The 23,970-nt window shown below is 63.9% G+C and carries 19 protein-coding genes; 10 read left to right on the top strand and 9 right to left on the bottom strand.

Annotated elements, in window-relative coordinates; all coding sequences use genetic code 11:
- The 3 genes from ACZXDY_RS17355 to ACZXDY_RS17345 form a co-directional block, all read left to right on the top strand.
- On the top strand, positions 1-1,113 hold a 1,113-nt coding region (locus ACZXDY_RS17355), incomplete at its 5' end, for a thiolase C-terminal domain-containing protein (RefSeq protein ID WP_464346335.1).
- Between the two features lie 132 nt (positions 1,114-1,245).
- Complete coding sequence (locus ACZXDY_RS17350) at positions 1,246-2,160, top strand: SDR family oxidoreductase (RefSeq protein WP_464346334.1); 915 nt, start codon at positions 1,246-1,248, stop codon at positions 2,158-2,160.
- Positions 2,161-2,427: 267 nt separating this feature from the next.
- Positions 2,428-3,540, top strand: a complete 1,113-nt coding sequence (locus ACZXDY_RS17345; RefSeq protein ID WP_464346333.1) for an SMP-30/gluconolactonase/LRE family protein — start codon at positions 2,428-2,430, stop codon at positions 3,538-3,540.
- 183 nt (positions 3,541-3,723) lie between these two features.
- Here the strand turns inward: ACZXDY_RS17345 and ppc are convergent, their stop codons facing one another.
- The 3 genes from ppc to ACZXDY_RS17330 form a co-directional block, all read right to left on the bottom strand.
- Entirely contained in the window at positions 3,724-6,513 is a 2,790-nt protein-coding gene (gene ppc, locus ACZXDY_RS17340) for a phosphoenolpyruvate carboxylase (RefSeq protein ID WP_464346332.1), read from the bottom strand.
- Between the two features lie 251 nt (positions 6,514-6,764).
- Positions 6,765-8,312, bottom strand: coding sequence for an acyl-CoA synthetase (locus tag ACZXDY_RS17335; RefSeq protein ID WP_464346338.1), 1,548 nt, complete (start codon positions 8,310-8,312; stop codon positions 6,765-6,767).
- A 149-nt stretch (positions 8,313-8,461) separates the two neighbouring features.
- A complete protein-coding gene (locus tag ACZXDY_RS17330; protein ID WP_464346331.1) occupies positions 8,462-9,274 on the bottom strand; it encodes a crotonase/enoyl-CoA hydratase family protein in 813 nt (270 codons plus the stop codon).
- Between the two features lie 100 nt (positions 9,275-9,374).
- Between ACZXDY_RS17330 and ACZXDY_RS17325 the strand changes: the two genes are divergently transcribed.
- Positions 9,375-10,250: an SDR family oxidoreductase gene (locus tag ACZXDY_RS17325; RefSeq protein WP_464346330.1), complete on the top strand. Its 876-nt coding sequence runs from the start codon at positions 9,375-9,377 to the stop codon at positions 10,248-10,250.
- Between the two features lie 164 nt (positions 10,251-10,414).
- Here the strand turns inward: ACZXDY_RS17325 and ACZXDY_RS17320 are convergent, their stop codons facing one another.
- Positions 10,415-11,689 carry an acyl-CoA dehydrogenase family protein gene (locus ACZXDY_RS17320; RefSeq protein WP_464346329.1) on the bottom strand — a complete coding sequence of 425 codons (1,275 nt, stop codon included), beginning with the start codon at positions 11,687-11,689 and terminating at the stop codon, positions 10,415-10,417.
- Between the two features lie 220 nt (positions 11,690-11,909).
- Between ACZXDY_RS17320 and ACZXDY_RS17315 the strand changes: the two genes are divergently transcribed.
- Complete coding sequence (locus tag ACZXDY_RS17315) at positions 11,910-12,689, top strand: enoyl-CoA hydratase-related protein (RefSeq protein WP_028164941.1); 780 nt, start codon at positions 11,910-11,912, stop codon at positions 12,687-12,689.
- A gap of 112 nt (positions 12,690-12,801) precedes the next feature.
- On the opposite strand, the gene ACZXDY_RS17310 is transcribed toward ACZXDY_RS17315, so the two are convergent.
- Genes ACZXDY_RS17310 through ACZXDY_RS17300 form a run of 3 tightly spaced genes read right to left on the bottom strand, consistent with a single transcriptional unit; the run spans position 12,802 to position 14,961 of the window.
- Positions 12,802-13,185, bottom strand: a complete 384-nt coding sequence (locus ACZXDY_RS17310; protein WP_464346328.1) for a DUF6285 domain-containing protein — start codon at positions 13,183-13,185, stop codon at positions 12,802-12,804.
- Position 13,186: 1 nt separating this feature from the next.
- Entirely contained in the window at positions 13,187-14,173 is a 987-nt protein-coding gene (locus ACZXDY_RS17305) for a phosphotransferase family protein (RefSeq protein ID WP_464346327.1), read from the bottom strand.
- Complete coding sequence (locus tag ACZXDY_RS17300) at positions 14,170-14,961, bottom strand: enoyl-CoA hydratase/isomerase (protein WP_464346326.1); 792 nt, start codon at positions 14,959-14,961, stop codon at positions 14,170-14,172. The genes ACZXDY_RS17305 and ACZXDY_RS17300 overlap by 4 nt, the downstream gene beginning before the upstream one ends.
- A gap of 184 nt (positions 14,962-15,145) precedes the next feature.
- Here ACZXDY_RS17300 and ACZXDY_RS17295 point away from each other — a divergent pair, with 184 nt between their 5' ends.
- The 3 genes from ACZXDY_RS17295 (at position 15,146) to ACZXDY_RS17285 (ending at position 18,079) form a co-directional block, all read left to right on the top strand.
- The gene (locus ACZXDY_RS17295; protein WP_464346325.1) at positions 15,146-15,925 is read left to right on the top strand and encodes an SDR family NAD(P)-dependent oxidoreductase; all 780 of its coding nucleotides are present in this window, start codon (positions 15,146-15,148) and stop codon (positions 15,923-15,925) included.
- Between the two features lie 137 nt (positions 15,926-16,062).
- On the top strand, positions 16,063-17,337 hold the full coding sequence (locus tag ACZXDY_RS17290; protein WP_464346324.1) for an acyl-CoA dehydrogenase family protein: 1,275 nt from the start codon (positions 16,063-16,065) through the stop codon (positions 17,335-17,337).
- Between the two features lie 127 nt (positions 17,338-17,464).
- The gene (locus ACZXDY_RS17285) at positions 17,465-18,079 is read left to right on the top strand and encodes a flavin reductase family protein (RefSeq protein ID WP_464346323.1); all 615 of its coding nucleotides are present in this window, start codon (positions 17,465-17,467) and stop codon (positions 18,077-18,079) included.
- Here the strand turns inward: ACZXDY_RS17285 and yghU are convergent.
- Both yghU and ACZXDY_RS17275 read right to left on the bottom strand, forming a co-directional pair.
- Positions 18,076-18,951, bottom strand: coding sequence for a glutathione-dependent disulfide-bond oxidoreductase (gene yghU, locus ACZXDY_RS17280; protein WP_028164948.1), 876 nt, complete (start codon positions 18,949-18,951; stop codon positions 18,076-18,078). The genes ACZXDY_RS17285 and yghU overlap by 4 nt on opposite strands.
- Positions 18,952-19,143: 192 nt before the next feature.
- The gene (locus ACZXDY_RS17275) at positions 19,144-20,802 is read right to left on the bottom strand and encodes a flavin-containing monooxygenase (RefSeq protein WP_464346322.1); all 1,659 of its coding nucleotides are present in this window, start codon (positions 20,800-20,802) and stop codon (positions 19,144-19,146) included.
- Between the two features lie 238 nt (positions 20,803-21,040).
- Here ACZXDY_RS17275 and ACZXDY_RS17270 point away from each other — a divergent pair, with 238 nt between their 5' ends.
- Together ACZXDY_RS17270 and ACZXDY_RS17265 are read left to right on the top strand one after the other, a co-directional pair.
- The gene (locus tag ACZXDY_RS17270; protein WP_464346321.1) at positions 21,041-22,174 is read left to right on the top strand and encodes a nitronate monooxygenase; all 1,134 of its coding nucleotides are present in this window, start codon (positions 21,041-21,043) and stop codon (positions 22,172-22,174) included.
- Positions 22,175-22,317: 143 nt separating this feature from the next.
- Positions 22,318-23,829 (top strand): acetyl-CoA acetyltransferase, encoded by a 1,512-nt coding sequence (locus ACZXDY_RS17265; protein WP_464346320.1) that lies wholly within the window; start codon positions 22,318-22,320, stop codon positions 23,827-23,829.
- Positions 23,830-23,970 lie beyond the last annotated feature (141 nt).

Genomic DNA, 23,970 nt, shown 5'->3' with positions numbered 1-23,970 from the left:
GGCGCGGCCGAGACCACCGAGCTCGGCGTCATCCCCAACATGTCGCAGCTCCAGCTCCACGCGGATGCGGCGCTCAACGCCATCGCCGATGCGGGGCTGAAGCTTTCCGACATCGACGGTTTCGCCACCGCGGTCGAGACGCCGCAGCAGGTCTGTCACTATCTCGGCATCAAGCCGACCTGGGTCGACGGCACGTCCGTCGGCGGCTGCTCGTTCATGCTGCATGTCCGCCACGCCGCGGCGGCGATCGAGGCCGGCCTCTGCAAGACCGTGCTGATCACGCATGCCGAGAGCGGCAAGTCGATGATCGGCAAGCAGCCGCGCTTCACGCCACCGGACAGCCTCAACGGCCAGTTCGAGGCGCCATTCGGCGTGTACGGGCCGCCGAGCATGTTCCCGATCCCGGTGCTGCGCTTCATGAAGACCTATGGCGTCACCCACGAGCAGATCGCGATGGTGGCCGTCGTGCAGCGTGAGTGGGCCGCGAAAAATCCGCGTGCGACCATGAAGGACCCGATCACGGTTGCCGACGTCCTGAACTCGCGGATGATCGCTTATCCCTTCCGCCTGCTGCAGTGCTGCCTCGTCACCGATGGCGGCGGCGCGCTGATCCTGACCTCGGCCGATCGGGCCAAGGATTTTCCGCAGAAGCCGGTCTACATCCTCGGCACCGGCGAGAGCGTGGAAACGCCGATGGTCAGCCAGATGGAGACCTTCAACTCCTCGCGCGCCTTCAAGGTCGCCGGTCCCCTCGCCTTCAAGGAGGCCGGCATCACGCACGGGGATGTCGACCATCTCATGATCTACGACGCCTTTGCGCACCTGCCGCTGTTCGGCCTCGGCGATCTCGGCTTCATGCCTTATGAGGAGACCGGCAAGTTCATCGCCCACGGCAATACGCGCCCCGGCGGCAAGCTGCCGCTCAACACCAATGGCGGCGGCCTTTCCTACATGCATTCGGGCATGTATGGCATGTACGCGCTGCAGGAGAGCGTGCGCCAGATGCGCGGCATCGCGCCGGCGCAGGTGCCCGGCGCGAAGATCTCGGTGTGCCATGGCGTCGGCGGCATGTTCGCAGCGTCGGGCACGATCATCTTCACGAACGAGAAGTAGCAGCCCGTCATTCCGGGATGCGCCGTCAGGCGCAGGCCCGGAATCCATCGCGAGGCAAAAATGGATTCCGGGTTCGCGCTTCGCGCGCCCCGGAATGACGGTGTAATTCGGAAAGCATAGCGGAGAACCCTCATGACAAAATCACTGCAGGACAAGGTCATCATCGTCACCGGCGCAGGCCGCGGCATCGGGCGCGAGATCGCGCTGCTCTGCGCCGCCGAAGGCGCCAAGGTTGTGGTCAACGATCCCGGCGGCACGGCCGACGGCGCGGGATCGAGCGCCGCCCCAGCCGAGGAAGTGGTCGAAGAAATCAAGAAGCGCGGTGGCACCGCGGTCGCCAATTTCGAGTCGGTTGCGGAAGCGATCCCGGCCAGCAAGATCGTGAAGACCGCGACCGATCATTTCGGCCGGCTCGACGGCGTCGTCAACAATGCCGGCATCCTGCGCGACGCGATCTTCCACCGCATGAGCGTGGAGGCGTTCGAGGCCGTCATCAAGGTGCACCTGATGGGCTCGTTCTACGTCAGCCACGCCGCAGCGCGGCTGTTCCGCGAGCAGGAAAGCGGCTCCTTCGTGCACTTCACCTCGACCTCGGGCCTGATCGGCAATTTTGGCCAGGCCAACTACGCCGCCGCCAAGCTCGGCATCGTCGGCCTGTCGAAGTCGATCGCGCTCGACATGAGCCGCTTCAACGTGCGCTCCAACTGCGTCTCCCCGTTCGCCTGGACCCGCATGATCGGCACTATTCCAACCGAGACCGACGCCGAAAAGGCGCGCGTCGAAAAGATCAAGCAGATGGGCCCGGAGAAGATCGCGCCAGTCTGCGCCTATCTGCTCTCTGACGTCGCCAAGGACGTCACCGGGCAGATCTTTGGTGTACGCATGAACGAGATTTTCCTGTTCAGCCAGAATCGTCCGCTGCGCTCGGTGCACCGCGGCGAAGGCTGGACCCCGCAGACCATCGCCGAGCACGGCATGCCGGCCCTGCAGCCGTCGTTCTACAAGCTCGATCGCTCCGCCGACGTCTTCGGCTGGGACCCGATCTGACCGTCGATCCTCATGGTGAGGAGGCGCGCAGCGCCGTCTCGAACCATGAGGCCCCAATCTCCCCCCGCGGCCCATCCCTCGAGACGCCGCTTGCGCGGCTCCTCGGGATGAGGTCCGAGTGATGGTCTGACAACTTCATGACAGCGTTGTCCCGGCTCGCTCCCGGGACGACGCTATCTCCAGTTGTTTCGCAACGGCTGCCCGCATTATGCCGGAATGCGGGCGCATGAGTTCCTTCCCAACAACAAAAAAGCCTGGGAGGAAGTCATGAACAATCCAAACAATTCACCCAACCAGCAGGACGGCGGCTCGAGCGGGCTCGACCGCCGGACGCTGTTGCGCAGTGCAACCGCGATTGCTGCAACTGCGGCGGTTGCGCCGGAAGCCTTCGGCCGCGATTTCGGTCGCAATGCGGAGCCGCAGCGCTATCCCGACCCCGATATCGTCGTGATCGATCCGAAGCGCTTCAAGGCCAAGGTCGGCAACACCGCGATCAAGCGTCTCTACACGGGCTGCCTGTGGGCCGAGGGGCCGGCCTGGAATGCGCAGGGGCAATATCTGGTCTGGAGCGACATCCCCGCCAACCGGCAGCTTCGCTATCTCGACGACGACGGCCACATCTCCGAGCAGTTCCACAAACCGTCGAACGAGGCCAACGGCAACTCCTTCGATTTCGAGGGACGGCAGATTTCAGCCGAACGCACGCGGCTGGTGCGCTACGAGCACAACGGTACGGTCACCACGCTGGCCCAGGAGGCTAACGGCAAGCCGCTGAACGGGCCGAACGACATGGTGGTCCACCCCAATGACAAGTCGATCTGGTTTACCGATCCCGGCTATGGCGCGATCTCTATCTATGAGGGACAGTTGGCCAACACCGGCTCGGTGCAGCCCTACCAGAAGGAGGCGGTGTACCGGATCGATGGACAGTCCGGCCAGATCACCAAGGTTGCAGACGAGCCGTTCAAGCCGAACGGCATCGCCTTCAGCCACGACTACAAGAAGCTCTATGTCTGCGACACCGGCATCACGCACTATCCGAACGCCAACAACGTGGTCTGGAGCTACGACATCAATGGCGACAAGCTGTCCAACCCGAAGCAGTTGATCGACATGAAGCTCGACGGCAAGTCAGGCTTCCCCGACGGACTGCGCGTCGACACCGAGGGCAACATCTGGGTGGGCGCCGGCTGGGTCGGCCCGGGCTATGACGGCGTGCAGGTGTTCGCGCCCGACGGCACGCGGATCGGCCAGATCCTGCTGCCCGAGACCTGCGCCAATGTCTGCTTCGGCGGCAAGAAGCGCAATCGCCTGTTCATGACCGCGAGCCAGTCGCTCTATGCGGTCTATGTGGAGACGCAGGGCGCGCATAATTGTTGAGGAGGGGCGCCACCTATCCACCCGTCGTCCCGGCCTAGGGCGCAATTGCACCCGGGAGCGGGGACCCATAACCGCAGGGCATCGTTGCAGGAGAAAGGTCTCTCCCACCTTTCCTTGATCCGATAGATCACGCGGTATGGGTCCCGGCGTTCGCCGGGACGACGGTGAAGCGGCGTTCGCCCCCTACCCGCTATTCCTCAACCCTGCGGAGATCCCGTTGATCGTGAGCTGGATGCCGCGCAGCACCTGCTCGTCAGGGTTCTGCGCGCGGTGCTCTTTCAACAGTTCCACCTGCACGTGGTTCAGCGGATCGAGATAGGGGAAGCGGTTGCGGATCGAGCGTTCGAGCAGCGGGTTGCCCTGCAACAGCCGCTCATGGCCCATGATGTCCAGCAGCGTCTCGATCGAGAGATGCCATTCGCGGCGGATGCGGCCGAAAATCTGCTCGCGCAACTCCGCATCCGGCACCAGCTCGGCATAGCGCGAGGCGATCGCGATCGAGCTCTTTGCCAGCACCATGTCCATGTTGGAGAGCAGTGTGCGGAAGAACGGCCATTCCTTGTAGAGCTCCTGCAGGAACGGCATGCCCTGCTCCGGATGCTCCGCGATCCAGGTCTCGACCGCGCTGCCGAAACCATACCAGCCCGGCAGCATTAGCCGGCACTGCGCCCAAGAGAACACCCAAGGGATGGCGCGAAGGTCCTCGATCTCGCGCGTCTTCTTGCGCGACGCCGGTCGGCTGCCGATGTTGAGCGTCGCGATTTCGTTGATGACGGTCGAGCCCCAGAAATAATCGGCAAAGCCGTCGGTCTCGTAGACCAGACCGCGGTAGGCCTTGAAGGCGAGCGCGGAGAGCTGCTCCATCGCCTTCAGATATTCGGCGCGCGGCGCGCTTTGCCTGGGCTGCAAGAGGCTGGTCTCGAGCGTCGCGGCGGCAAGGATCTCCAGGTTGTTGCGGCCGACTTCGGCGTTGGAATACTTGCTCGAGATGATCTCGCCCTGCTCGGTGATCCGGATCTGGCCGTTCACGGCACCGCCGGGCTGGGCGATGATGGCGTCATAGCTCGGGCCGCCGCCGCGGCCGACCGAGCCGCCGCGGCCATGGAACAGACGCAGGCGCACGTGATGGCGCTCGAACACCTCGACGAGGCCGATCTCCGCCTTGTAGAGCTCCCAGCCTGATGTGACGAACCCGCCGTCCTTGTTGCTGTCGGAATAGCCGAGCATCACCTCCTGCACGCCGCCGCGACTGTCCACCAATCGGCGATAATCGTGCAGCGCCAGCATGCGGTCCATGATGCCGCTGGAGGCCTGCAGATCCTCGATGGTCTCGAACAGCGGCACGATGTTGATGGCGCTGCGGCCGGAGGGATTGATGAGCCCGACCTCCTTCAAGAGCACGGCGACCTCGAGCATGTCGGACATGCCCTTGCACATCGAGATGATGCATTGGGAAATCGCCTCCGAGCCGAAGGTCGCATGCGCTTCGGCGGCTGCCCGGAACACGGCGAGCTCTCCCAGCGTCTCCTCGCTGTATTTCACGAAGGGCGAGGACAACGGACGCGCGCTGCGAAGTTCGCCGAGCAACAGGTTGATGCGGGCATCCTCGCTGAGCGCCATGTAGGACATGCCGGGGACCGCAGTATCAAGCAGTTCGGCGACGGTGCGCTCATGCACCGCGGAGTTTTGCCTGATGTCGAGGCGGGCGAGATGGAAGCCGAAGCAATCCACCGCGCGCCGCAGCAGCCGCAAGCGTCCACGCGCGATGACGGCGGAATTGTTGGCGATCAGCGAGCGGTCGAGCACGTCGAGGTCGGCCTTCAGCTCATTCACATTGGTATACGGCTCGGCCTTGCCGACCGGCCGCCGCGTGATCTCGACCTGCAGCTTCTCGGCGGTCGCGGTGAGCCGGGCATAGATGCCGGACACCGCCAAACGATAGGGCTCGCCGCTCCGGTGCGGCGAAGGATCGGGCGAGCGCTCGGCGAGCACACGCAGCTCGTCAGAAACATCGGCAAGGTTCTTGGCCAGCGACAATTCGGCGCCAAGTAAGTGCAGCTCTTCCAGATAGAAGCTCAAGATCCGGCTCGACTGCAGCCGCAGCGTGCCGCGCATGACGTCGGCGGTGACGAACGGGTTGCCGTCGCGGTCGCCGCCGATCCAGCTTCCCATCTTCAGGAAGGATGCGAGTTCGCCGGGCTCGCCGCCTTCCTTGTTGAGCCGGTCTTCCAGCGCACAATGCAGCCGCGGCACCTCGTGGAGGAACGTGTAGTCGTAGAACGACAATCCGTTGGTGACCTCGTCCAGCACCGTTAGCTTGGTCCGGCGCAACAGATTGGTCTGCCATAGCGTCACCACGGCGCGGCGAAGCTGCTCGTCGCTGGCCTCGCTCTCTTCGGGCGTCATCTGCACCCGTTCGCGCCGGTCGAGCAGACGTGCGACCTCCATCTCGCGGTCCATGGTGCTCTTGCGTCGGACCTCGGTCGGATGCGCCGTCAGGACCGGGCTGACCAGGGCACCCTTGAAGAAGCGGCGCAGATCGTCAGGGCTGAATCCAGCCTGCTGCGCATGGCTCACCGCCTGCGTCAGCAGGCTCGGACGCGGCGCACCGGCTCCCCGCCCCCGCATCTGGCGGATGTTGTTCTGGTCCTCGGCGATGTTGGCGAGGTGGGAGAAATAGCTGAAGGCCCGGACGATCCGCACCGTCTCCGAGATCGACATGCTGTCGAGGATGGTTTCCAGTTCCCGTCGCGCCAGCCGGTCTTCATCCCGATGGAACCGGATCGAGGTTTGGCGGATGCGTTCGACCAGGTCGAAGACGTCGGCGCCCTCCTGGTCGCGCACGGTGTCGCCGAGGACGCGCCCGAGCAGGCGGATGTCGTTGCGCAGCCGCGCATCTTCCTCGAGCGCCTGGCTGTCCTCGGCGCGATTGGCGCGGACTTCGGTCTCGGAAGACATGGTCTGGGGAGACATGGCTGATCGCTCCAGCAACTGCCCGGCTGGTGCGAGTGTGCAACTTTTTTGCCGCAGCGCAAGATGAAGTTGGAGGCGGCGCACACAGGACGTTGCGCCGCCGACCTCGGCTTCCAACCTCATCCTGAGGAGCCGCGCCAGCGGCGTCTCGAAGGATGGGCCGCGGGCGCTGTCGGGGCCTCATGGTTCGAGACGGCGCTACGCGCCTCCTCACCATGAGGGTCTGTCATCAAGCCCGGGACGACGGGAGGCTAAATCCTCCTTCCCGCCTGCTCCCAATAGGGGTCGCGGAGGCGGCGCTTGAAGATTTTGCCGGAATCCTCGCGCGGCAGGTTGGTTGCGATTTCGATGTGCTTGGGCACCTTGTAGTCGGCGAGCGAGTTCTTGAGCTGGGCGCGGACCGAGGCGACGTCCAGCTTGGCCCCTGCTTGCGGCTCGACCACCGCCATCAGCGCCTCGCCGAATTCGGCATCGGGGATGCCGAACACCGCGCAATCATGCACGCCGGGAACGGCATGCAGCACCGCCTCGATCTCGGCCGGATAGATGTTGACCCCGCCCGAAATCACCATGTCGCGCTTGCGGTCGCAGATGAAGACGTAACCGTCCTCGTCGATATAGCCGACGTCGCCTGAGGTGACGAACCCGTCGCGATCGATCTCGGCGCGCTTTTCCGGCTTGTTGTGGTAGGTGAAGTCCGGATTGCCAGCGATGCGCGAATAGATCTCGCCGATCTCTCCTGATGGCAGCACCTTGCCGTCCTCGCCGATGAAGCGCAGCTCGGCGCCCGGCGAAATCTTGCCGACAGTGCCGGGCTTCTTCAGCGCATCCTCGGAATTCGCGAACGTCACCGCCCCCGACTCGGTCGAGCCGTAGAACTCATAGATCACCGGCCCCCACCACTCGATCATCGCGCGCTTGATATCGGCCGGACAGGGCGCGGCAGCGTGGATGACATGGCGCAGCGAGGACACGTCATATTTCCTGCGCACCTTCTCCGGCAGCTTCATCAGGCGGATGAACATGGTCGGCACCATGAAGACGGTGTCGACCCGCTGCTCCTCGACTAAGCTGAGGAAATCTTCCGCATCGAAGCGCGGCATCATCAGCAGCGCGCCGCCGAGCCGGCCGGAGCGGAGGCCGAAGGAATTCGGCGCGGAATGATAGAGCGGGCCCGGAAGCAGCGCGCGGACGCCGGGCCTGAGACCATAGATCATGGCGCGCATCGCTTCCGCATTGGCCGCCTGCTCCGGCGTCGGAGCAAAGCGGCGGACGCCCTTGGGATGGCCTGTTGTGCCCGAGGTGTAGATCATGTTCTGCGGCTGCGGCACTACCGGGCCGTCATAACGTGGGTGTTTCGCGAGCCACGGCTCGAAATCAACAGCGAAATCCGGCACGCCGAGATGATCGGGATTGATCTTGTAGTTGGCGAGGATCTCCGGCGGTGTCGGCACGCTCAGCACGGTGATGCCGGCAGGGATCGCATCCCGCAACGGATGCAGCATGTCGGCATGCGCGATCAGGACCCTCGTGCCGGAATCCGTCAGCACGTAGTTGATCTCTTCCGGCTTGAAATGCCAGTTGATCGGCACGCCATAGGCCCCTAGCCGCATCGCGGCATAGGCGGCCTCGATGAAGGCGATGTCGTTGCGCATCAGCATGCACACGCTGTCGCCCTCGCGGACGCCAAGCTTCCGCAGGCCGCTGGCGATGCGCTCAGTGCGCTCGGCGACTTCCTCATGCGTGCGACGGCGATCGCCGCTGATGATGCCGAGGAAGAGTTGGGAGGTTTCGCTCATTTGCTTGTTGTTCTTGTCCGTTGTTGGCCCGGCATTCGCTGTTTTCGTCATCACCGGGCTTGTCCCGGTGATCCACGTTCTTGCTTCGTCGCCGAGAGACCAAAACGTGGATGGCCGGGACAAGCCCGGCCATGACGGCGTGAGAGGCTCTACGCGTCCACAAAGCGCGGCGGGCGCTTGTCGATGTTGGCGCGCACGGCCTCCGTCTGGTTCGGGCTGCCCAACAGCTTCTGCTGCTCGACGGACTCGGCGAGCAGCGCCGGGCCGGGATCGACCGACAGCTTGTTCAACAGGCGCTTGGCGGCACGGACCGCATCCGGGCTCTTGCCGGCAATCTCGCGCGCGACCTCGAAGGCCGCGGCGCGCGGATCGTCGCACACGCGGGTGGCGAGGCCATAGCCCAGGGCTTCCTGGGCCGAGAAGATGCGCCCGGTATAGGTGAGCTCGCGCAGGATATCGTCGCGCACCAGCGTGGCGAGGATCGGCGTGCCCGCCATGTCGGGGACGAGGCCCCATTTGACCTCCATGATCGACATCCGCGCGTCAGCGCTGAGGAAGCGCATGTCGGCGCCGAGCGCGAGCTGGAAGCCGCCGCCGAAGGCGACGCCATGAACCGCGGCGATGACCGGCACCGGAAGCTGCCGCCAGCCCCAGACTGCCTGTTGCGGGAAATTGGCCTGCCCGTGGGTGCGGATGGTGAGGTCCCGCTTCTCGCCGCCGGCGATCCCGTTGCCGCCCTTCTCCTTCATCGCGGCGAAACGCCCCATGTCGAGGCCGGCGCAGAACGCCCGCCCCTCCCCGGACAATACTACCACCCGGACGCCTTTTTCGGTCGAAAGTCGCTCAGTCGCGGCCACCAGCGCCTCGAACATCGGGGCATCCAGCGCATTCATCTTGTCCGCGCGCACCAGCCGGACATCGGCGATCCCATCGGAAACCGAGATCGTGACGCGTTGCTCCATGGAATTGTCCTCCGCTGTTCTTGATGGCGCTTTACAGAAGGGCCGTTGGCGGTTTTAGTCAATCGACCAATTAACTGACAATCCCCTTTGGGTGGAAACCATGTTCACAGATCAGCTTCTCGCCGGACGGCGTATCCTCGTGACCGGGGGCGGTACCGGCCTCGGCAAGTCCATGGCCGCCAAATTCCTGCAGTTGGGGGCCGAAGTGCATATCTGCGGCCGCCGCAAGATCGTCTGCGACGAGACCGCAACCGAGCTGATGGACCAGTATGGCGGGCGCGTGGTCAGCCACGGCGTCGATATCCGCAGCGCGCAGGCGGTCGACGAGATGATCGAGGCGATCTGGACCAGCAGCGGCCCCCTCACCGACCTCATCAACAACGCCGCCGGCAATTTCATCTCGCGTTCCGAAGAGCTCTCGCCGCGCGGCTTCGATGCGGTGGCCAATATCGTCATGCACGGCACGTTCTACGTCACCCATGCGGTCGGGCGGCGCTGGATCGCCGGCAAGCAGCGCGGCAACGTGGTGTCGATCACCGTTACCTGGGTGCGCAACGGCTCGCCCTATGTGGTGCCGTCGGCAATGAGCAAGTCCGCGATCCACGCCATGACGATGTCGCTCGCGATCGAATGGGGCAAATACGGCATCCGCCTCAACACCATCGCGCCCGGCGAAATCCCGACCGAAGGCATGAGCAAGCGCATCAAGCCGGGCGACGAAGCCGGCGCGCGGACCAAGGCGATGAACCCGATGGGCCGCGTCGGCACCATGGAGGAATTGCAGAACCTCGCGGTGTTCCTGATCTCCGGCGGCTGCGACTGGATCAACGGCGAGACCATCGCAATGGACGGCGCCCAGGCGCTCGCGATGGGCGGCAATTTCTATCAACTCCGCGACTGGAGCGACGACGACTGGACCAACGCGCGCGACTCGATCAAGGCGCAGAATGAGAAGGATCGCGCAGCGCGAGGGTGATATCGCGCGACAAACCGCCGTCGTCCCGGGCAAGCGAAGGGCGACCCGGGACCCATAACCACAGGGCGTTGTTGTGTGCTCCGCTGTAACTGCTTGCTCGCGCCACAACGCAGTCCTGTGGTTATGGGTCCCCGCCTTCGCGGGGACGACAGTGGAGTGCGGGGCTAGCGCTTGCCTGCTCCCATATAGCCGAACAGGAATCCCGCCACTTTGCGCTTCTGGATTTCCTCGCTGCCTTCGGTGATGCGGTAGCGGCGGTGGTGGCGGTAGATGTGCTCGAACGGCTTGTGGCGTGAATAGCCCATGCCGCCGTGGACCTGCATGGCGCGGTCGGCGGCCTCGCAACAGAGGCGGTTTGCCCAGTAGTTGCACATCGAGACCTTGTCGGAGAGCGTGTGCTCGACCTGCGCCTGGGTGAGCTGATCCATTTCCCAGGCGGTCTTGCGGATCAACAGACGCAGCATCTCGGCTTGGGTCGCAAGCTCCACCAGTGGCCACTGGATCGCCTGGTTCTCGGCCAGCGCCTTGCCGAACGGTTTTCGTTCGCGCGCATAGGTGACGCTTTCATTGATGCAGTAGACGGCGGCGCCGAGCGAGCTCGCAGCCTGGCGGATACGGTTCTCGTGCACGAAGCATTGCGCTAGCGACAGCCCGCGGCCGACCTCGCCGAACAGCGCATCCTCAGGCACGAACACATCCGTGAAGCTGACGCGGGGATGATCGGTCGGCATGTTGAAGGTCCACATATATTCCTCGACCTTCACGCCTTCCGATTTCGCCGGCACGAGGAAGCAGGTGATGCCGCGCGCATCGCCGTCATTGCCCGACGTGCGCGCGAACAGCGCGCAATGGGTTGCGACATGCATGCCCGTGGTCCACATCTTCTCGCCGTTGATCAGCCAGCCCTTGACGTTGTCGCGGGTCGCCGGCTCCGCCCTGGTCTCCATATGGGTCGCATCGGAGCCGTGGTCGGGCTCGGTGAGGCCGAAGGTGATGCGGTATTTTCCTGTGATCGAGCCGTCGATCATCGCCTTCTGTGCGTCGCTGCCGTAGCGGTCGAGCATGGTGACGACAGGGAAATTGCCGACGATCGAATGCTCGTTCTGCAGGTCGTTGTGCAGGCCTAACCCCTTGGAGGCGAAATGCTCGCGGATCACCGCCATCCAGAGATTGGAGCCGTCCTTGCCGCCATAGCGTTTCGGGATCGCAAAGCGCAGATGGCCCGCGGCATCGGCGCGGTCCTTGGCTTTGCGCAGCAGCGCTTCCCATTCGTGCCGCGGCAGGCCCCCGTTCTCGAAATCGGTGCGCGCCCATTCGCGGCGGTGGTCGAAGAAGCGGATGTTATCGTCGGCCTCCTCCAGCGGCTTGATCTCGCGTGCGATGAAGGAATCGAGTTCTGCGAGATAGCCGACGAGGTCGGCCGGCAAGTTGAAATCCAAGGCAATCTCTCCCGCAAGATGTCGTTGCTTGTCGTTTTGCGTTTAGGCGCTGCACGCCTCTGTTCGGGTTGATTAAGGTGAGAAGACTGTGCCCAAGTCAAGCAACTGCGGCGCGCTTGGCATGCGCAGACGCCTTGCGTAATTGGCTGGCATCAAGCGCCTGAGCCGCGCTACTATCGCGGCCAATATTCTTCGCCACAGAAAATCAGCGGGAGCGAATATGGATCTGAAATTCTCGAAGGTGGAACGCAAGGGCCCGATCACCATCGTGACGCTGTCGCGCCCCGAGGTCTACAACGCGCTGCATATCGATGCGCATTTCGAGCTCAACAAGGTGTTCGACGATTTCTCCGCGGATCCCGAGCAATGGGTCGCGATAGTCACCGGCGCCGGCGACAAGGCGTTCTGCGCCGGCAACGATTTGAAATGGCAGGCGGCGGGCGGCAAGCGCGGCTGGGACAAGGGCGGCTTCGGCGGGCTGACCTCGCGTTTCGATTGCGACAAGCCGATCATCGCCGCGGTCAACGGCGTGGCGATGGGCGGCGGCTTTGAGATCGCGCTCGCCTGCGACCTCATCATCGCCGCCGAGAATGCAACCTTCGCGCTGCCGGAACCGCGCGTCGGTCTCGCCGCGCTCGCCGGCGGCCTGCACCGATTGCCGCGGCAGATCGGGCTGAAGCGCGCGATGGGCATGATCCTCACCGCGCGCCATGTCAGCGCCAAGGAAGGCCACGAGCTCGGCTTCGTCAACGAGGTGGTGCCGCAGGGCGAGGCACTGGCTGCGGCTGTGCGCTGGGCCGAGACCATCTGCAAGAACTCGCCGATGTCGATCCGCGCCTCCAAGCAGACCATCGAACGCGGCTTGGCCGTGTCGCTGGAGCAGGCCATCAACGAGCAGCGCGATTACCCCGCGGTGAAGGCGATGGCGGCCTCACAGGATTACATCGAGGGTCCGAAGGCGTTTGCCGAGAAGCGCCCGCCGAAGTGGGTGGGGAAGTAGGCTGCCTTCGCTCTCCGTCATGGCCGGGCTTGTCCCGGCCATCCACGATCTTTGGCACCTCGATGAAGGACGCGCGTGGATGCCCGGGACAAGCCCGGGCATGACGACACAACTACGATCTCGTTGTGTCGCCCATCTCCCGTTTATACGCCGCATAGTTCGGCTGATCGACGGCGAGCTTGTCCATCGTGGTCTGCCAGAGGTGGTCGGCCAGCCCCGGCGTTTGCAGATCAACCACGCCACTCGCGATCTTCTCCGAGAGAAGGCGGTTCAGCTCGATCAGCGAACCGTCCGCGCCGAGTAATTGCTTCAGCCGCGCTGCCTCGGCAGCATCAGCCGTTTGCGCCAATGTGAGCTGGCGCGTTACCAGATCAAGCGCGTTGATGCCGACGCGGAGCTTGAACGAATTGTGGCCCTTGATCGCGGGCGCGATCTCGTTGCGTAGGAAGTCTGCGACGGCCTTGATCAGTTCTGTTGGTGTCGGTTCGTCCTGCATCTCAACGCCCTCGCGGTGCCAATAGCCTGAGCAAATCGATCTCGGTCTCCGACGCACGACGGCCGATCATCGCGCGCTCCATCGAATGGTCGGGGCCAATGCGGAAGCGCTGCATCATGCCGCAGCACATCACGCCCCAGCGCAGCGTGCCCATGACTTCCCAGAACATCACCCTGACAGGATCGACCTTGCGGCCGGTCTCCTCGTAGCCTGCGAACAATTCCTCGCGCGAGCCAAAGCCGCCGACCGGCTTGTCGATCTCGCCGAAGCGCCAGGAGTTGACGCAGATCCAGCCGAGATCCTCCATCGGGTCGCCGAAATGCGCGAGCTCCCAGTCCAATACCGCGCGCACGCCGTCGGGACCGATGATGAGGTTGCCGTGGCGGAAATCGCCATGCACCAGCGTCACCTCGTCCGATGGACCGGGATCATGGTCGCGCAGCCAGCGCAACGCCAATTCGAACACCGGGCGCGGCCAGTCGAAGCCGCGATATTCCCGCTCGAGATCGCCGATCTCCTTGGTCGCCGTCATCTGCCTCAGCTTCGGCAGTTTCGTCGCCGGCAAGCCGTGGATGCCCGCTGCGACCTTACCGAGCTGGCGCGCCAATAGGGGCCGCGCCTTGGCGAACTGCTCGTCGCGCAGGATCTTGCGCGCGATGGTCTCGCCCTCAACGCGCGCCATGATGAAGCCGGTACCAAGCCCCTCCTCCGGCCTCAGCACATGCAGCACGCGCGGCGACGGCAGGCCGGCATCATGCGCAAGCTGCATCAAGCTCGCCTCCGCATCGAGCCCGGCTGCGCGCGAGGGTGCCGCACCAAAGCCCGGCGGCGCGCGGCGCAGGATCGCGCCGATAGTGCCGTCCGGATGCACGATGTCGAAGGTCCAGGTCTCCTGGCTGGCGCCGCCGGAGAGTTTTGCGGCGCCGGTGACACCGGTCGCGCCGGGATGGAACGATGCGACGCAGCGCGCGAGTTCGGCCTCGATCATTTGCCCTTGAACTTCGCCGGGCGCTTCTCGAGGAACGCGGTGACGCCTTCCTTGAAATCCTCGGTGGTGCCGGCCTGTCGCTGGCACTGGAATTCGAGGTCAAGCTGATCCTCGAACGAATTCTCCGGGCTGTCCCAATAGAGCTTGCGGATCAGCGACAGCGCGACCGTCGGGCCGTTGGCAAGCTCATGCGCGAGCTTCATCGCTTCATCCATCAGCGCGCCGTCGTCATGGAGGCGGTTGATGAGGCCCCATTCCAGCGCCTTCTCGGCCGGCAGCCGCTCGCCCATCAGCGACAATTCGATCGCACGCGCCTTGCCGACCAGTCGCGGCAGCAGCCAGGTCGAGCCGCAATCCGGCACCAGGCCGATGCGACGGAAGGCCTGCAGGAAATACGCCGAGCGCGCGCACAGAATCATGTCGCCCATCAACGCGAAGCTCATGCCGGCGCCCGCCGCCGGACCATTGACCGCGGTGACGATCGGGCAATGCAGATTGCGCAGCCGCCGCAGGAACGGATGGAACGCGGTCTCCAGCGCCGCGCCGGCGTTACGCCTGCCCGGCGTCTGGTTGTTGCGTCCCTGCAGATTGGCGCCGGTGCAGAAAGCGCGGCCGGCACCGGTGATGACAACGCAGCGCACCTCGTCCCGCTTGTCCTCGATCGCATCGAGCGCTTCGGCCAGGCCGCCGAGCATGTCGATCGACACCGCGTTCATGACCTCCTGATGGTCGAGCTTGAGGACCGCGACCGGTCCATCGAAATCGAGCGTGACGTGCTTGAATTGCATTGTTTCCTCGCGAATTGCGCCCGCGCCATGGGTAACGCGGTAGGTCCAGTCTTCGACCCATATTTGATTTTTGAGACGCGCTTGTCCATGGTGGAGCAAGAACGCCTCGCTTTCGGATGCACGATTAACGTGCGTCAGGCCAAATGGAAACACCCCAGGGAAAATACGCCAAGGAAAAAATACCATGAGCATCTTCGACCTCTCGGGCCGCGTTGCGGTCGTCACCGGTGGCAATGGCGGAATCGGGCTTGGCATCGCGCAGGCGCTCAATGCCGCCGGGTGCAATGTCTCGATCTGGGGCCGCAACGCCGAGAAGAACAAGGCGGCTGCGGCAACGATGGCGGCGGGTCCCGGCAAGGTCGACACCCGCATCTGTGACGTCAGCAATGCCGCCTCGGTGCAGGACGCGATGAAGGCGACGCTCGACACCTTCGGCCGCGTCGATGGCTGCTTTGCCAATGCCGGGATCGGCGGCGGCGGACGGCGCGCCTTCATCGACCGCACCGAGGAGGAATGGCGAACCATGTTCGCAACCAATCTCGACGGCGTGTTCCATGTATTCCAGGCCGCCGCCCGCCACATGACCGAGCGCGCCGAAGCCGGCGATGCCTTCGGCCGCCTCGTCGCCACATCGAGCCTGGCATCGCTGTTCGGCACCGCACGCAACGAGCACTATGCCGGCACCAAGGCCGCGATCAATGCTCTCGTCCGCGCGCTCGGCGTCGAGCTGGCCCGCCATGGCGTCACCGCGAATGCAATCCTGCCCGGCTGGATCAAGAGCGACATGACGGCCGGCATCATGGCGAATGACAAATTCGTCGCCAATGTGATGCCGCGCATCCCGGTGCGCCGCTTCGGCGAACCCTCCGACTTCGGCGGCATCGCGGTCTATCTGATGAGCAAGGCGTCGTCGTACCACACGACGGATTGTTTCGTGATCGACGGCGGCTACACGGCGTTTTAAACGCTGTTCGAATTCCGCCATGCGGCACTCGTGTCCTGCGCTACGTCAGCGCAGGCACCCATGAAAAATGTGCGCTCGCACTTTGAGACCGCCGCGTCTATGTTGGCCGCGACGATCTCGGCGATGGGAGGAAGAAAATGAAACACGCCTATATACCCCGGACCACAAACTACACGCTCAATCCGGGCGATGATCTCAACGACCTCCGCATGTCGGATCAGGTCCGTCCGCTCTATGAGCATGTGAAGAAGTTCATCCGGGAAACCGTCGAGCCGATGTCGGTCGAATTCTATCGGCACGGCGAGAACAAGAAGGACCGTTGGAGCTTCACCGACGGCCAGATCGAGGTCTTGGACAAAGCCAAGAAGAAGGCCAAGGAGGAAGGCCTCTGGAACTTCTTCCTGCCGGACGCCGAGACCGGCGAAGGCCTGAACAATCTCGATTACGCCTATATCGCAGCCGAGCTCGGCAAGAGCCCGCTGGCCTCCGAGACCATGAACTGTTCGGCGCCCGACACCGGCAACATGGAAGTGCTGGAGCGTGTCGGCACCAAGGCGCAGAAGGAGAAGTGGCTGAAGCCACTCCTGAACGGCGAGATCCGTTCGGCCTACGCGATGACCGAGCCGAACGTCGCCTCGTCGGACGCCAAGAACATCTCCACCACCGCAAAGCTCGTCGGCGACGAGTGGGTGATCAACGGCGAGAAATATTACATCTCCGGCCTCGGCGATCCCCGCTGCAAGATCATGATCGTGATGGTGAAGACCAATCCGGACGCGCCGCCGAGCAAGCAGCAGTCGCAGATCCTGGTGCCAAAGGACACGCCTGGCGTCGAGATCCTCGGTCCCATGCATGTGTTCGGACAGGATCATGCACCGCGCGGCCACATGCATCTGCGCTTCAACAACGTCCGGGTGCCGAAGGACAATATCCTGCTCGGCGAGGGCCGCGGCTTCGAAATCTCCCAGGTTCGCCTGGGGCCGGGCCGCATCCACCATTGCATGCGTACCATCGGCAAGGCCGAGAAGGCGCTCGACATGATGGTGCAGCGCGGCCTCACCCGTGAAGCCTTCGGCAAGAAGATCGCGCATCTCGGCGGCAATCTGCAGATCATCGCGCAGGCGCGCTGCGAGATCGAGGCGATGCGGCTGATGGTGCTGAAGGCGGCGAAGGCGATGGACGTGCTCGGCAACAAGGAAGCGCGCGTCTGGGTCTCCATGGTCAAGGCCATGATCCCCGAGCGCGCCTGCAAGATCATCGACCAGGCGATCCAGATGCACGGCGCCACCGGCATCTCGCAATGGACGCCGCTTGCCGAAATGTACCAGGACGTCCGCCATCTCCGCTTCGCCGACGGTCCGGACGAAGTGCACTGGATGGTGGTCGGCCGGCACGAACTCAGCATGCCGTAGCGCTCACCTGTCATGCGCGGGCTTGACCCGCGCATCCATCAGCAACAAGATTTTCGCAAGGTGATGGATTGCCGGGTCAAGCCCGGCGATGACAAGGTTGGGTTCGGGCCAGCGATTGGAGCCTATCATGGAATACGCTGCCAGCGATCTGAAGCCGCGCGAACGCTACAAGGTGCTGGCATCCTTCGTGCTGCCGCGACCGATCGCCTGGGTGACCAGCGTCGGTCCAACCGGCGTCGTCAATGCCGCGCCGTACAGCTTCTTCAACGTGTTCTGCGAGGACCCGCCGCTCTGCATGTTCGCAGTCAATCTGCGGCCCGACGGGCGGGTGAAGGATACGCTGGTCAACATCGAGCGCGCCGGCGAGTTCGTGGTCAACATGACCGACGAGCCGCTGGCGCACGCGATGCATGAGACCAGCGGCGACTTTCCGCCAGATGTGGGCGAGCCCGACTATCTCGGGCTCAAGCTTGCGCCATCGACCAGCGTGGCAGTGCCGCGCCTTGCGGATGCGCCGTGGGCAATGGAATGCAAGACCTGGAAGATCATCGACGTCAACGGCGACCGCCGGCTGATCATGGGTGAAGGCATCCACTTCTACATCCGCGACGAGCTGTGGGACCGCGAGGCCATGCGTGTGCACATGGACCGCTACCACCCCGTCGGCCGGATGTTCGCCGACCGCTATTGCCGCACCGACGACCGGGTGGTGTTTCCGGCAGCCGAGGGCGCGAAAAGCTAGCTCGCCGCCTCTCCGATCTTGTCCTGCGTCTTGGTCTCGAAGTCGCTGGCGTCGTGGCGCTCGTGCAATTGGCTCGCGGGATCGCCCGAGATGCGGTTGACGATGCGGCCTCGCTTCACAGCCGGGCGCTTTGCGATCTGATCGGTCCAGCGCAGCACGTTCTTGTATTCATGCACCGACAGGAATTCGCCTGCGCCATAAAGCAGGCCCTTGACGAGCCCGCCGTACCACGGCCACACGGCGATGTCGGCGATCGTGTAGTCGCTGCCGGACAGATATTCGTTGTCCGCCAGACGACGATCGAGCACATCGAGTTGACGCTTCACCTCCATCGCATAGCGGTCGATGGCATATTCGATCTTGGTCGGCGCGTAGGCATAGAAGTGGCCGAAGCCGCCGCCAAGAAACGGCGCGCTGCCCATCTGCCAGAACAGCCATGACAGGCACTCGGCGCGAGCCTGGCCGCCGGTCGGCAGGAATGCACCGAACTTCTCGGCAAGGTGCATCAGGATCGCGCCGGACTCGAACACGCGGATCGGTTCCGGCCCGCTACGGTCCAGCAGCGCCGGGATCTTGGAATTCGGATTGACCGCAACAAAACCACTGCCGAACTGGTTGCCATCGATCTTGATCAGCCACGCGTCATATTCGGCGTCGGAATGGCCGAGCGCGAGCAGCTCTTCCAGCATGATCGTGACCTTCTGGCCGTTTGGCGTCGCCAGAGAATAAAGTTGCAACGGATGCTTCCCGACGGGAAGTTCCTTCTCATGCGTGGGCCCGGCGATCGGGCGGTTGACGCTGGCGAAACGGCCGCCATTTTCCTTGTTCCAGGTCCAGACTTTCGGCGGCTCATAGGCAGGTGCATCGGTCATTGATCAAGCTCCAGCGCGGAAGCCGCGCCAGTGTTAACTAGCGTCGAGCACAGGATTGGCAAGGGCGGGATTTCGTATAGCCGGAGCCTCTTCACTTCCGTCATGGCCGGGCTTGTCCCGGCCATCCACGTCTTGCGTCAAAGGAAGTGCTTGAATACTCGAGACAGGCTCGGGCATGACGGTTGATAAAGCTCAGAACGCGGCCGCCCGCTGCTGGCGCGCCGCGCCCGTCATCGCAAAGCCGTCATAGCCCTTCGCCCCGACCTCGTTGCAGATCTGCCGATAAGGCCCGACGCCGCCGATATAGGGCATGAAGATCCGCGGCTTGCCGGGAATGTTGGCGCCCATGTACCAGGAATTGGCCTGCGGATAGAGCGTGGTGTAGGCAACCTCGTTGACATGCGCCACCCATTCGTCCTCGGCCTCCCTTGTCGCCTCCATCGTGTCGAGTTCACGCTCTCGCATGTAGTCGAGGCAATCGCTGATCCAGTCGACATGCTGCTCAATCGAAACGATCATGTTCGACAGCACGGACGGACTGCCGGGCCCGGTGATGATGAAGAGGTTCGGAAAACCGGCACTCATCAGGCCGAGATAGGTGCGTGGTCCCTCGGCCCATTTCCGGTTCAGCGTCAGCCCGTCGCGGCCGCGAATGTCGATCTTTGCCACCGACCCAGTCATAGCGTCGAAGCCGGTCGCCAGCACCAGCGCATCGAGTTCATATTCGCATGCTGTGGTGCGCACGGCATTTTCCGTGATCTCCTCGATCGGACTGCTCTTGATGTCGACCAGCGTCACGTTGGGCCGGTTGAAGGTCGCGAAATAGTCGGTATCGACGCAGATGCGCTTGGAGCCGATCGGATGGCTGTTCGGCTGCAGCAGCTTCGCGGTCTCGGGGTCCTTGACGATCTCTGCGATCTTCTCGCGCACGAAGTTTGCGGCGGTATCGTTGGCGGCCTGGTTCAGCGCCAGATTGTTGTAGGCCGACATGAACGTGAGTCCGCCCCGCTGCCAGCGCGCCTCGTATTTGGCACGGCGCTCGATGTCGCCATCATCGAGCGCGCCGCGATCGGGCAAGTCGGTATAGATGCCGTTGCGCGCCACTTCCCGCTCAACGCGCCGGATTTCCGGATAGTTCGCACGAAACCATGCACGTTCCTCATCTAGCAGCTTGGCATTGCGCGCGGGAATCGAGAAATTCGCGGTGCGCTGGAACACGGTGAGATGGCTCGCCTGCTCGGCGATGACAGGTATCGACTGAATCCCGGATGAACCGGTGCCGATCACGCCGACGCGCAGGCCGGTGAAATCCACCTGCTCATGCGGCCAATGGCCGGTGTGATAGATTTGGCCCTTGAATCGATCGAGGCCCCTGATGTCGGGCTTGCGCGCATTCGACAGGCAGCCGGTGGCAAGCACCACGAATTTGGCGGTGACGGTCTTGCCGTCGGCGGTGGTCACCGACCAGAGCTTTTTCGTCTCGTCGAACACGGCCGCATCGACGCGGGTGTCGAACTGGATGTCTGAACGCAGATCGAAGCGATCGGCGACATGGTTGGCATAGCGCAGAATCTCCGGCTGTGGCGCGTAGCGCTCGCTCCAGTCCCATTCCTGCTGCAGTTCCTCGCTGAATGAATAGGAATACTGCATGCTCTCGACGTCGCAGCGCGCGCCGGGATAGCGGTTCCAGTACCAGGTGCCGCCGACGCCGCTGCCCTGCTCGTACACTCGCGCGGTAAAGCCGAGACCGCGTAGCCGATGCAGCATGTACATGCCGGAGAAGCCGGCACCAACCACGACGACGTCGTAATGCGCGGCAGGGCTGCCGGAAGCGGATGGCGAGGCGGACATGGACGCGGGCTCCCTTGAAGATTCTTTTCGTTGCCGGCCAGCATTCTCCGCGACGCGCCAAAGCGCAAGAGACAAAGCGCGAGTAGAAGGGAGCTGCATATTTTGCCTTACGGAATGCGTAGCAGCTGCACGCAAGTCGGCGAAAGCCGGTTGGCTTTCCTCTCCGCCATGCGCTAGCCTGATCGTTATCAAAATAGAAAAACAGCGTGAAGCTGCCACCGGGAGAGAGAACGCAGCCATGAAATCGCCGATCTGCGACATGCTGGGCATCGAATTTCCCCTGCTCGCTTTCAGCCATTGCCGCGACGTGGTGGCCGCCGTCAGCCGCGCCGGCGGATTTGGCGTATTGGGCGCGACCGTGCATTCGCCTGAAAGCATCGAGCAGGAACTGAAATGGATCGACGACCACGTCGGCGGCAAACCCTATGGGCTCGACGTGCTGATCCCCGAGAACATCTCGACCGCCGGCGAGAAGAACGTCACCTGGAAAAGCCTGGAGCAGCGGGTCTCGCCCGCGCACCGCGACTTCACCCGCAATCTCCTGAAGAAATACGGCATCGAGCTGACGACGACCGATGTCGCCGACAACCAGCCGCAGCCGTTCGACGCACAGCGCGCGCTCGAAGTGCTGGACGTCTCCTTCAAGCATCCGATCAAGCTGATCGCGAATGCGCTGGGCGTGCCGCCGAAGGAGATGATCGACATGGGCCGCAAGCACGACGTGCCGGTCGCGGCCCTCGTCGGCGCCAAGGAGCACGCGCTGCGCCAGGTCGCGGCCGGTGTCGACATCCTCGTCGTGCAGGGCACCGAGGCGGGTGGTCATTGCGGCGAAGTCTCGACCATGGTGCTGGTGCCGGAAGTCATCAAGGCGATCAAGCCGATCCGCGATGTGCCCGTATTGGCCGCGGGCGGTATCATGACCGGACGCCAGATGGCGGCCGCGATGGCGATGGGCGCCGCCGGCGTCTGGACTGGCTCGGTGTGGCTCGCCACTGTGGAATCCGAGACCACGGAAATCTTCCGTGAGAAGATGATCGCAGCGTCCTCGCGCGACGCGGTGCGCTCGAAGGGCCGCACCGGCAAGCCGGCACGGCAGCTGCGCTCGGTCTGGACCGACGCCTGGGACCGCTCACCCGACAGCCCCGGCGCGCTGCCGATGCCGCTGCAGAGCATCATCAGCCGCGACGCCTTCAACTCGATCGACCGCTCCGCGGCGGCCGGCAACGAGAAGGCGCGCGACCTCGTCAGCTATTTCGTTGGCCAGGGCGTCGGCCTGATCGACAGCGTGAAATCGGCAGGCGCTGTGGTACAGGAATTCAAGGAAGATTTCATCGAGGCGGTCGAACACATGAATGCGCTGGTGGCGGAATAGCGGCGTCATTGCGAGGAGCGCAAGCGACGAAGCAATCCACGCCTCCGCAAGCTCAGAGATGGATTGCTTCGCGTCGCTCGCAATGACGGGTAAAATGGCCGGCGAGCCCAATGTCCGAAAGTGAACCAAGAAGACAAGAAGAAATGCCCAATAGCATCCCCGACGACCGCATCCCAGTCATCGTCGGCGTCGGCGAGATCGTCGATCGTCCCAAGGACATCGCTGCAGGCCTCGAGCCTCTCGCGCTTCTCGAAGAAGCGCTCAAGCGCGCGGAAGCCGACAGCGGGGCAAAGCTGCTCCACGACGTCCAGTCGCTCGACGTCGTCAATTTCCTGAGCTGGCGCTATCGCGATCCGGAAAAACAGCTTGCCGAACGGCTCGGCATCAAGCCGGCGCATCTCTATTACGGCCCGGTCGGGGGCGAGAGCCCGATCCGCTATCTGCATGAAGCGGCGCAGCGGATCGCGCGCGGCGAATGCAGCGTGGCGGCGGTCTGCGGCGCAGAAGCGCAGTCGACCGCGACCAAGGCGGATCGCGGCGGCATCGCCCTGCCCTGGACGCCGTTTGCCCATGATGTCGAGGAGCCGAAGCGCGGCGCGGCATTCCAGAAGCCGCTGGCGGTGAAGCTCGGCGTGTTCAGGCCGATCACGGTCTATCCGCTCTATGAGTCCGCGACCTCAGCGCATTGGGGCCAGACGCCGCGCGAGGCGCTCGCCGAGTCCGGCGAGCTGTGGTCGACCTATGCAGGCGTCGCGGCTTCGAACCCGAATTCGTGGCTGAAGAAGCGCTTCACGCCGGAGGAGATCACCACGCCGACGCCGGAGAACCGGCTGATCGCGTGGCCCTACACCAAGCTGATGGTGGCCAATCCGACCGTGAACATGGGCGGCGCGCTGCTGCTCACCAGCCTCGCCAAGGCGCACGCGGCCGGCGTTGCGGAAGACCGGCTGGTCTATCCGCTCGGCGGTGCGTCGGCGGAAGAACCGCGCGACTATCTCGTGCGCGACCAATTCTTCGAAAGCCACGCGCAGAATGCGGTGCTGAAAGCGGTGATGGACCTGGTCGAGGGCGACGGCAGCAAGTTCGACGCGATCGAGCTCTATAGCTGCTTCCCCTGCGTGCCCAAGATGGCGCGACGCACGCTCGGCCTCGGCCCTGACGTGCAGCCGACCGTCACCGGCGGGCTCACCTTCTTCGGCGCGCCGCTCAACACCTACATGACGCACGCCGCCTGCGCGATGGTGCGCAAGCTCCGCGATGGTGCCAAGCTCGGCCTGCTCTACGGCCAGGGCGGCTTTGTCACCAAGCATCATGGCCTGGTGCTGTCGCGCGAGGCACCGAAGGCGACGCTCAAGCAGGATACCAGCGTGCAGGCGGAAGCGGATCGCAACCGCCGCACGGTGCCGGAGTTCATCGCCGAGGCCAGCGGCAAGGGCAAGGTCGAAAGCTTCACCGTGATCTATCGCGGCAATGGCGAGGTCGAGCACGGCGTCGTCATGTTGCGCACGGAGGATGACCGCCGCACGCTCGGCCGCGTGCCGGCGAGCGATGCGACGACGTTAGCGCATCTGCTCGGCATGGAGCGCACGCCAGTCGGCACCACAGGTGACATCGTGATGGCCGATGACGGCGTGCCGGAGTGGCGGGTGGTGTAGATCGCGGAAATCGTAGGAAAATTCGTAGGGTGGGCAAAGCGCAGCGTGCCCACCGTCCACGTTCGGTGCAAGGAAAGGTGGGCACGCTGCTTTGCCCACCCTACAATCCTCTTCCCTTCTCCCCTTGTGGGAGAAGGTGGC

This window comes from Bradyrhizobium sp. LeoB3, assembly GCF_055456055.1.
The sequence above is the reverse complement of the archived record's forward strand: the minus strand, read 5'-3'. Positions and strand labels throughout refer to the sequence as shown.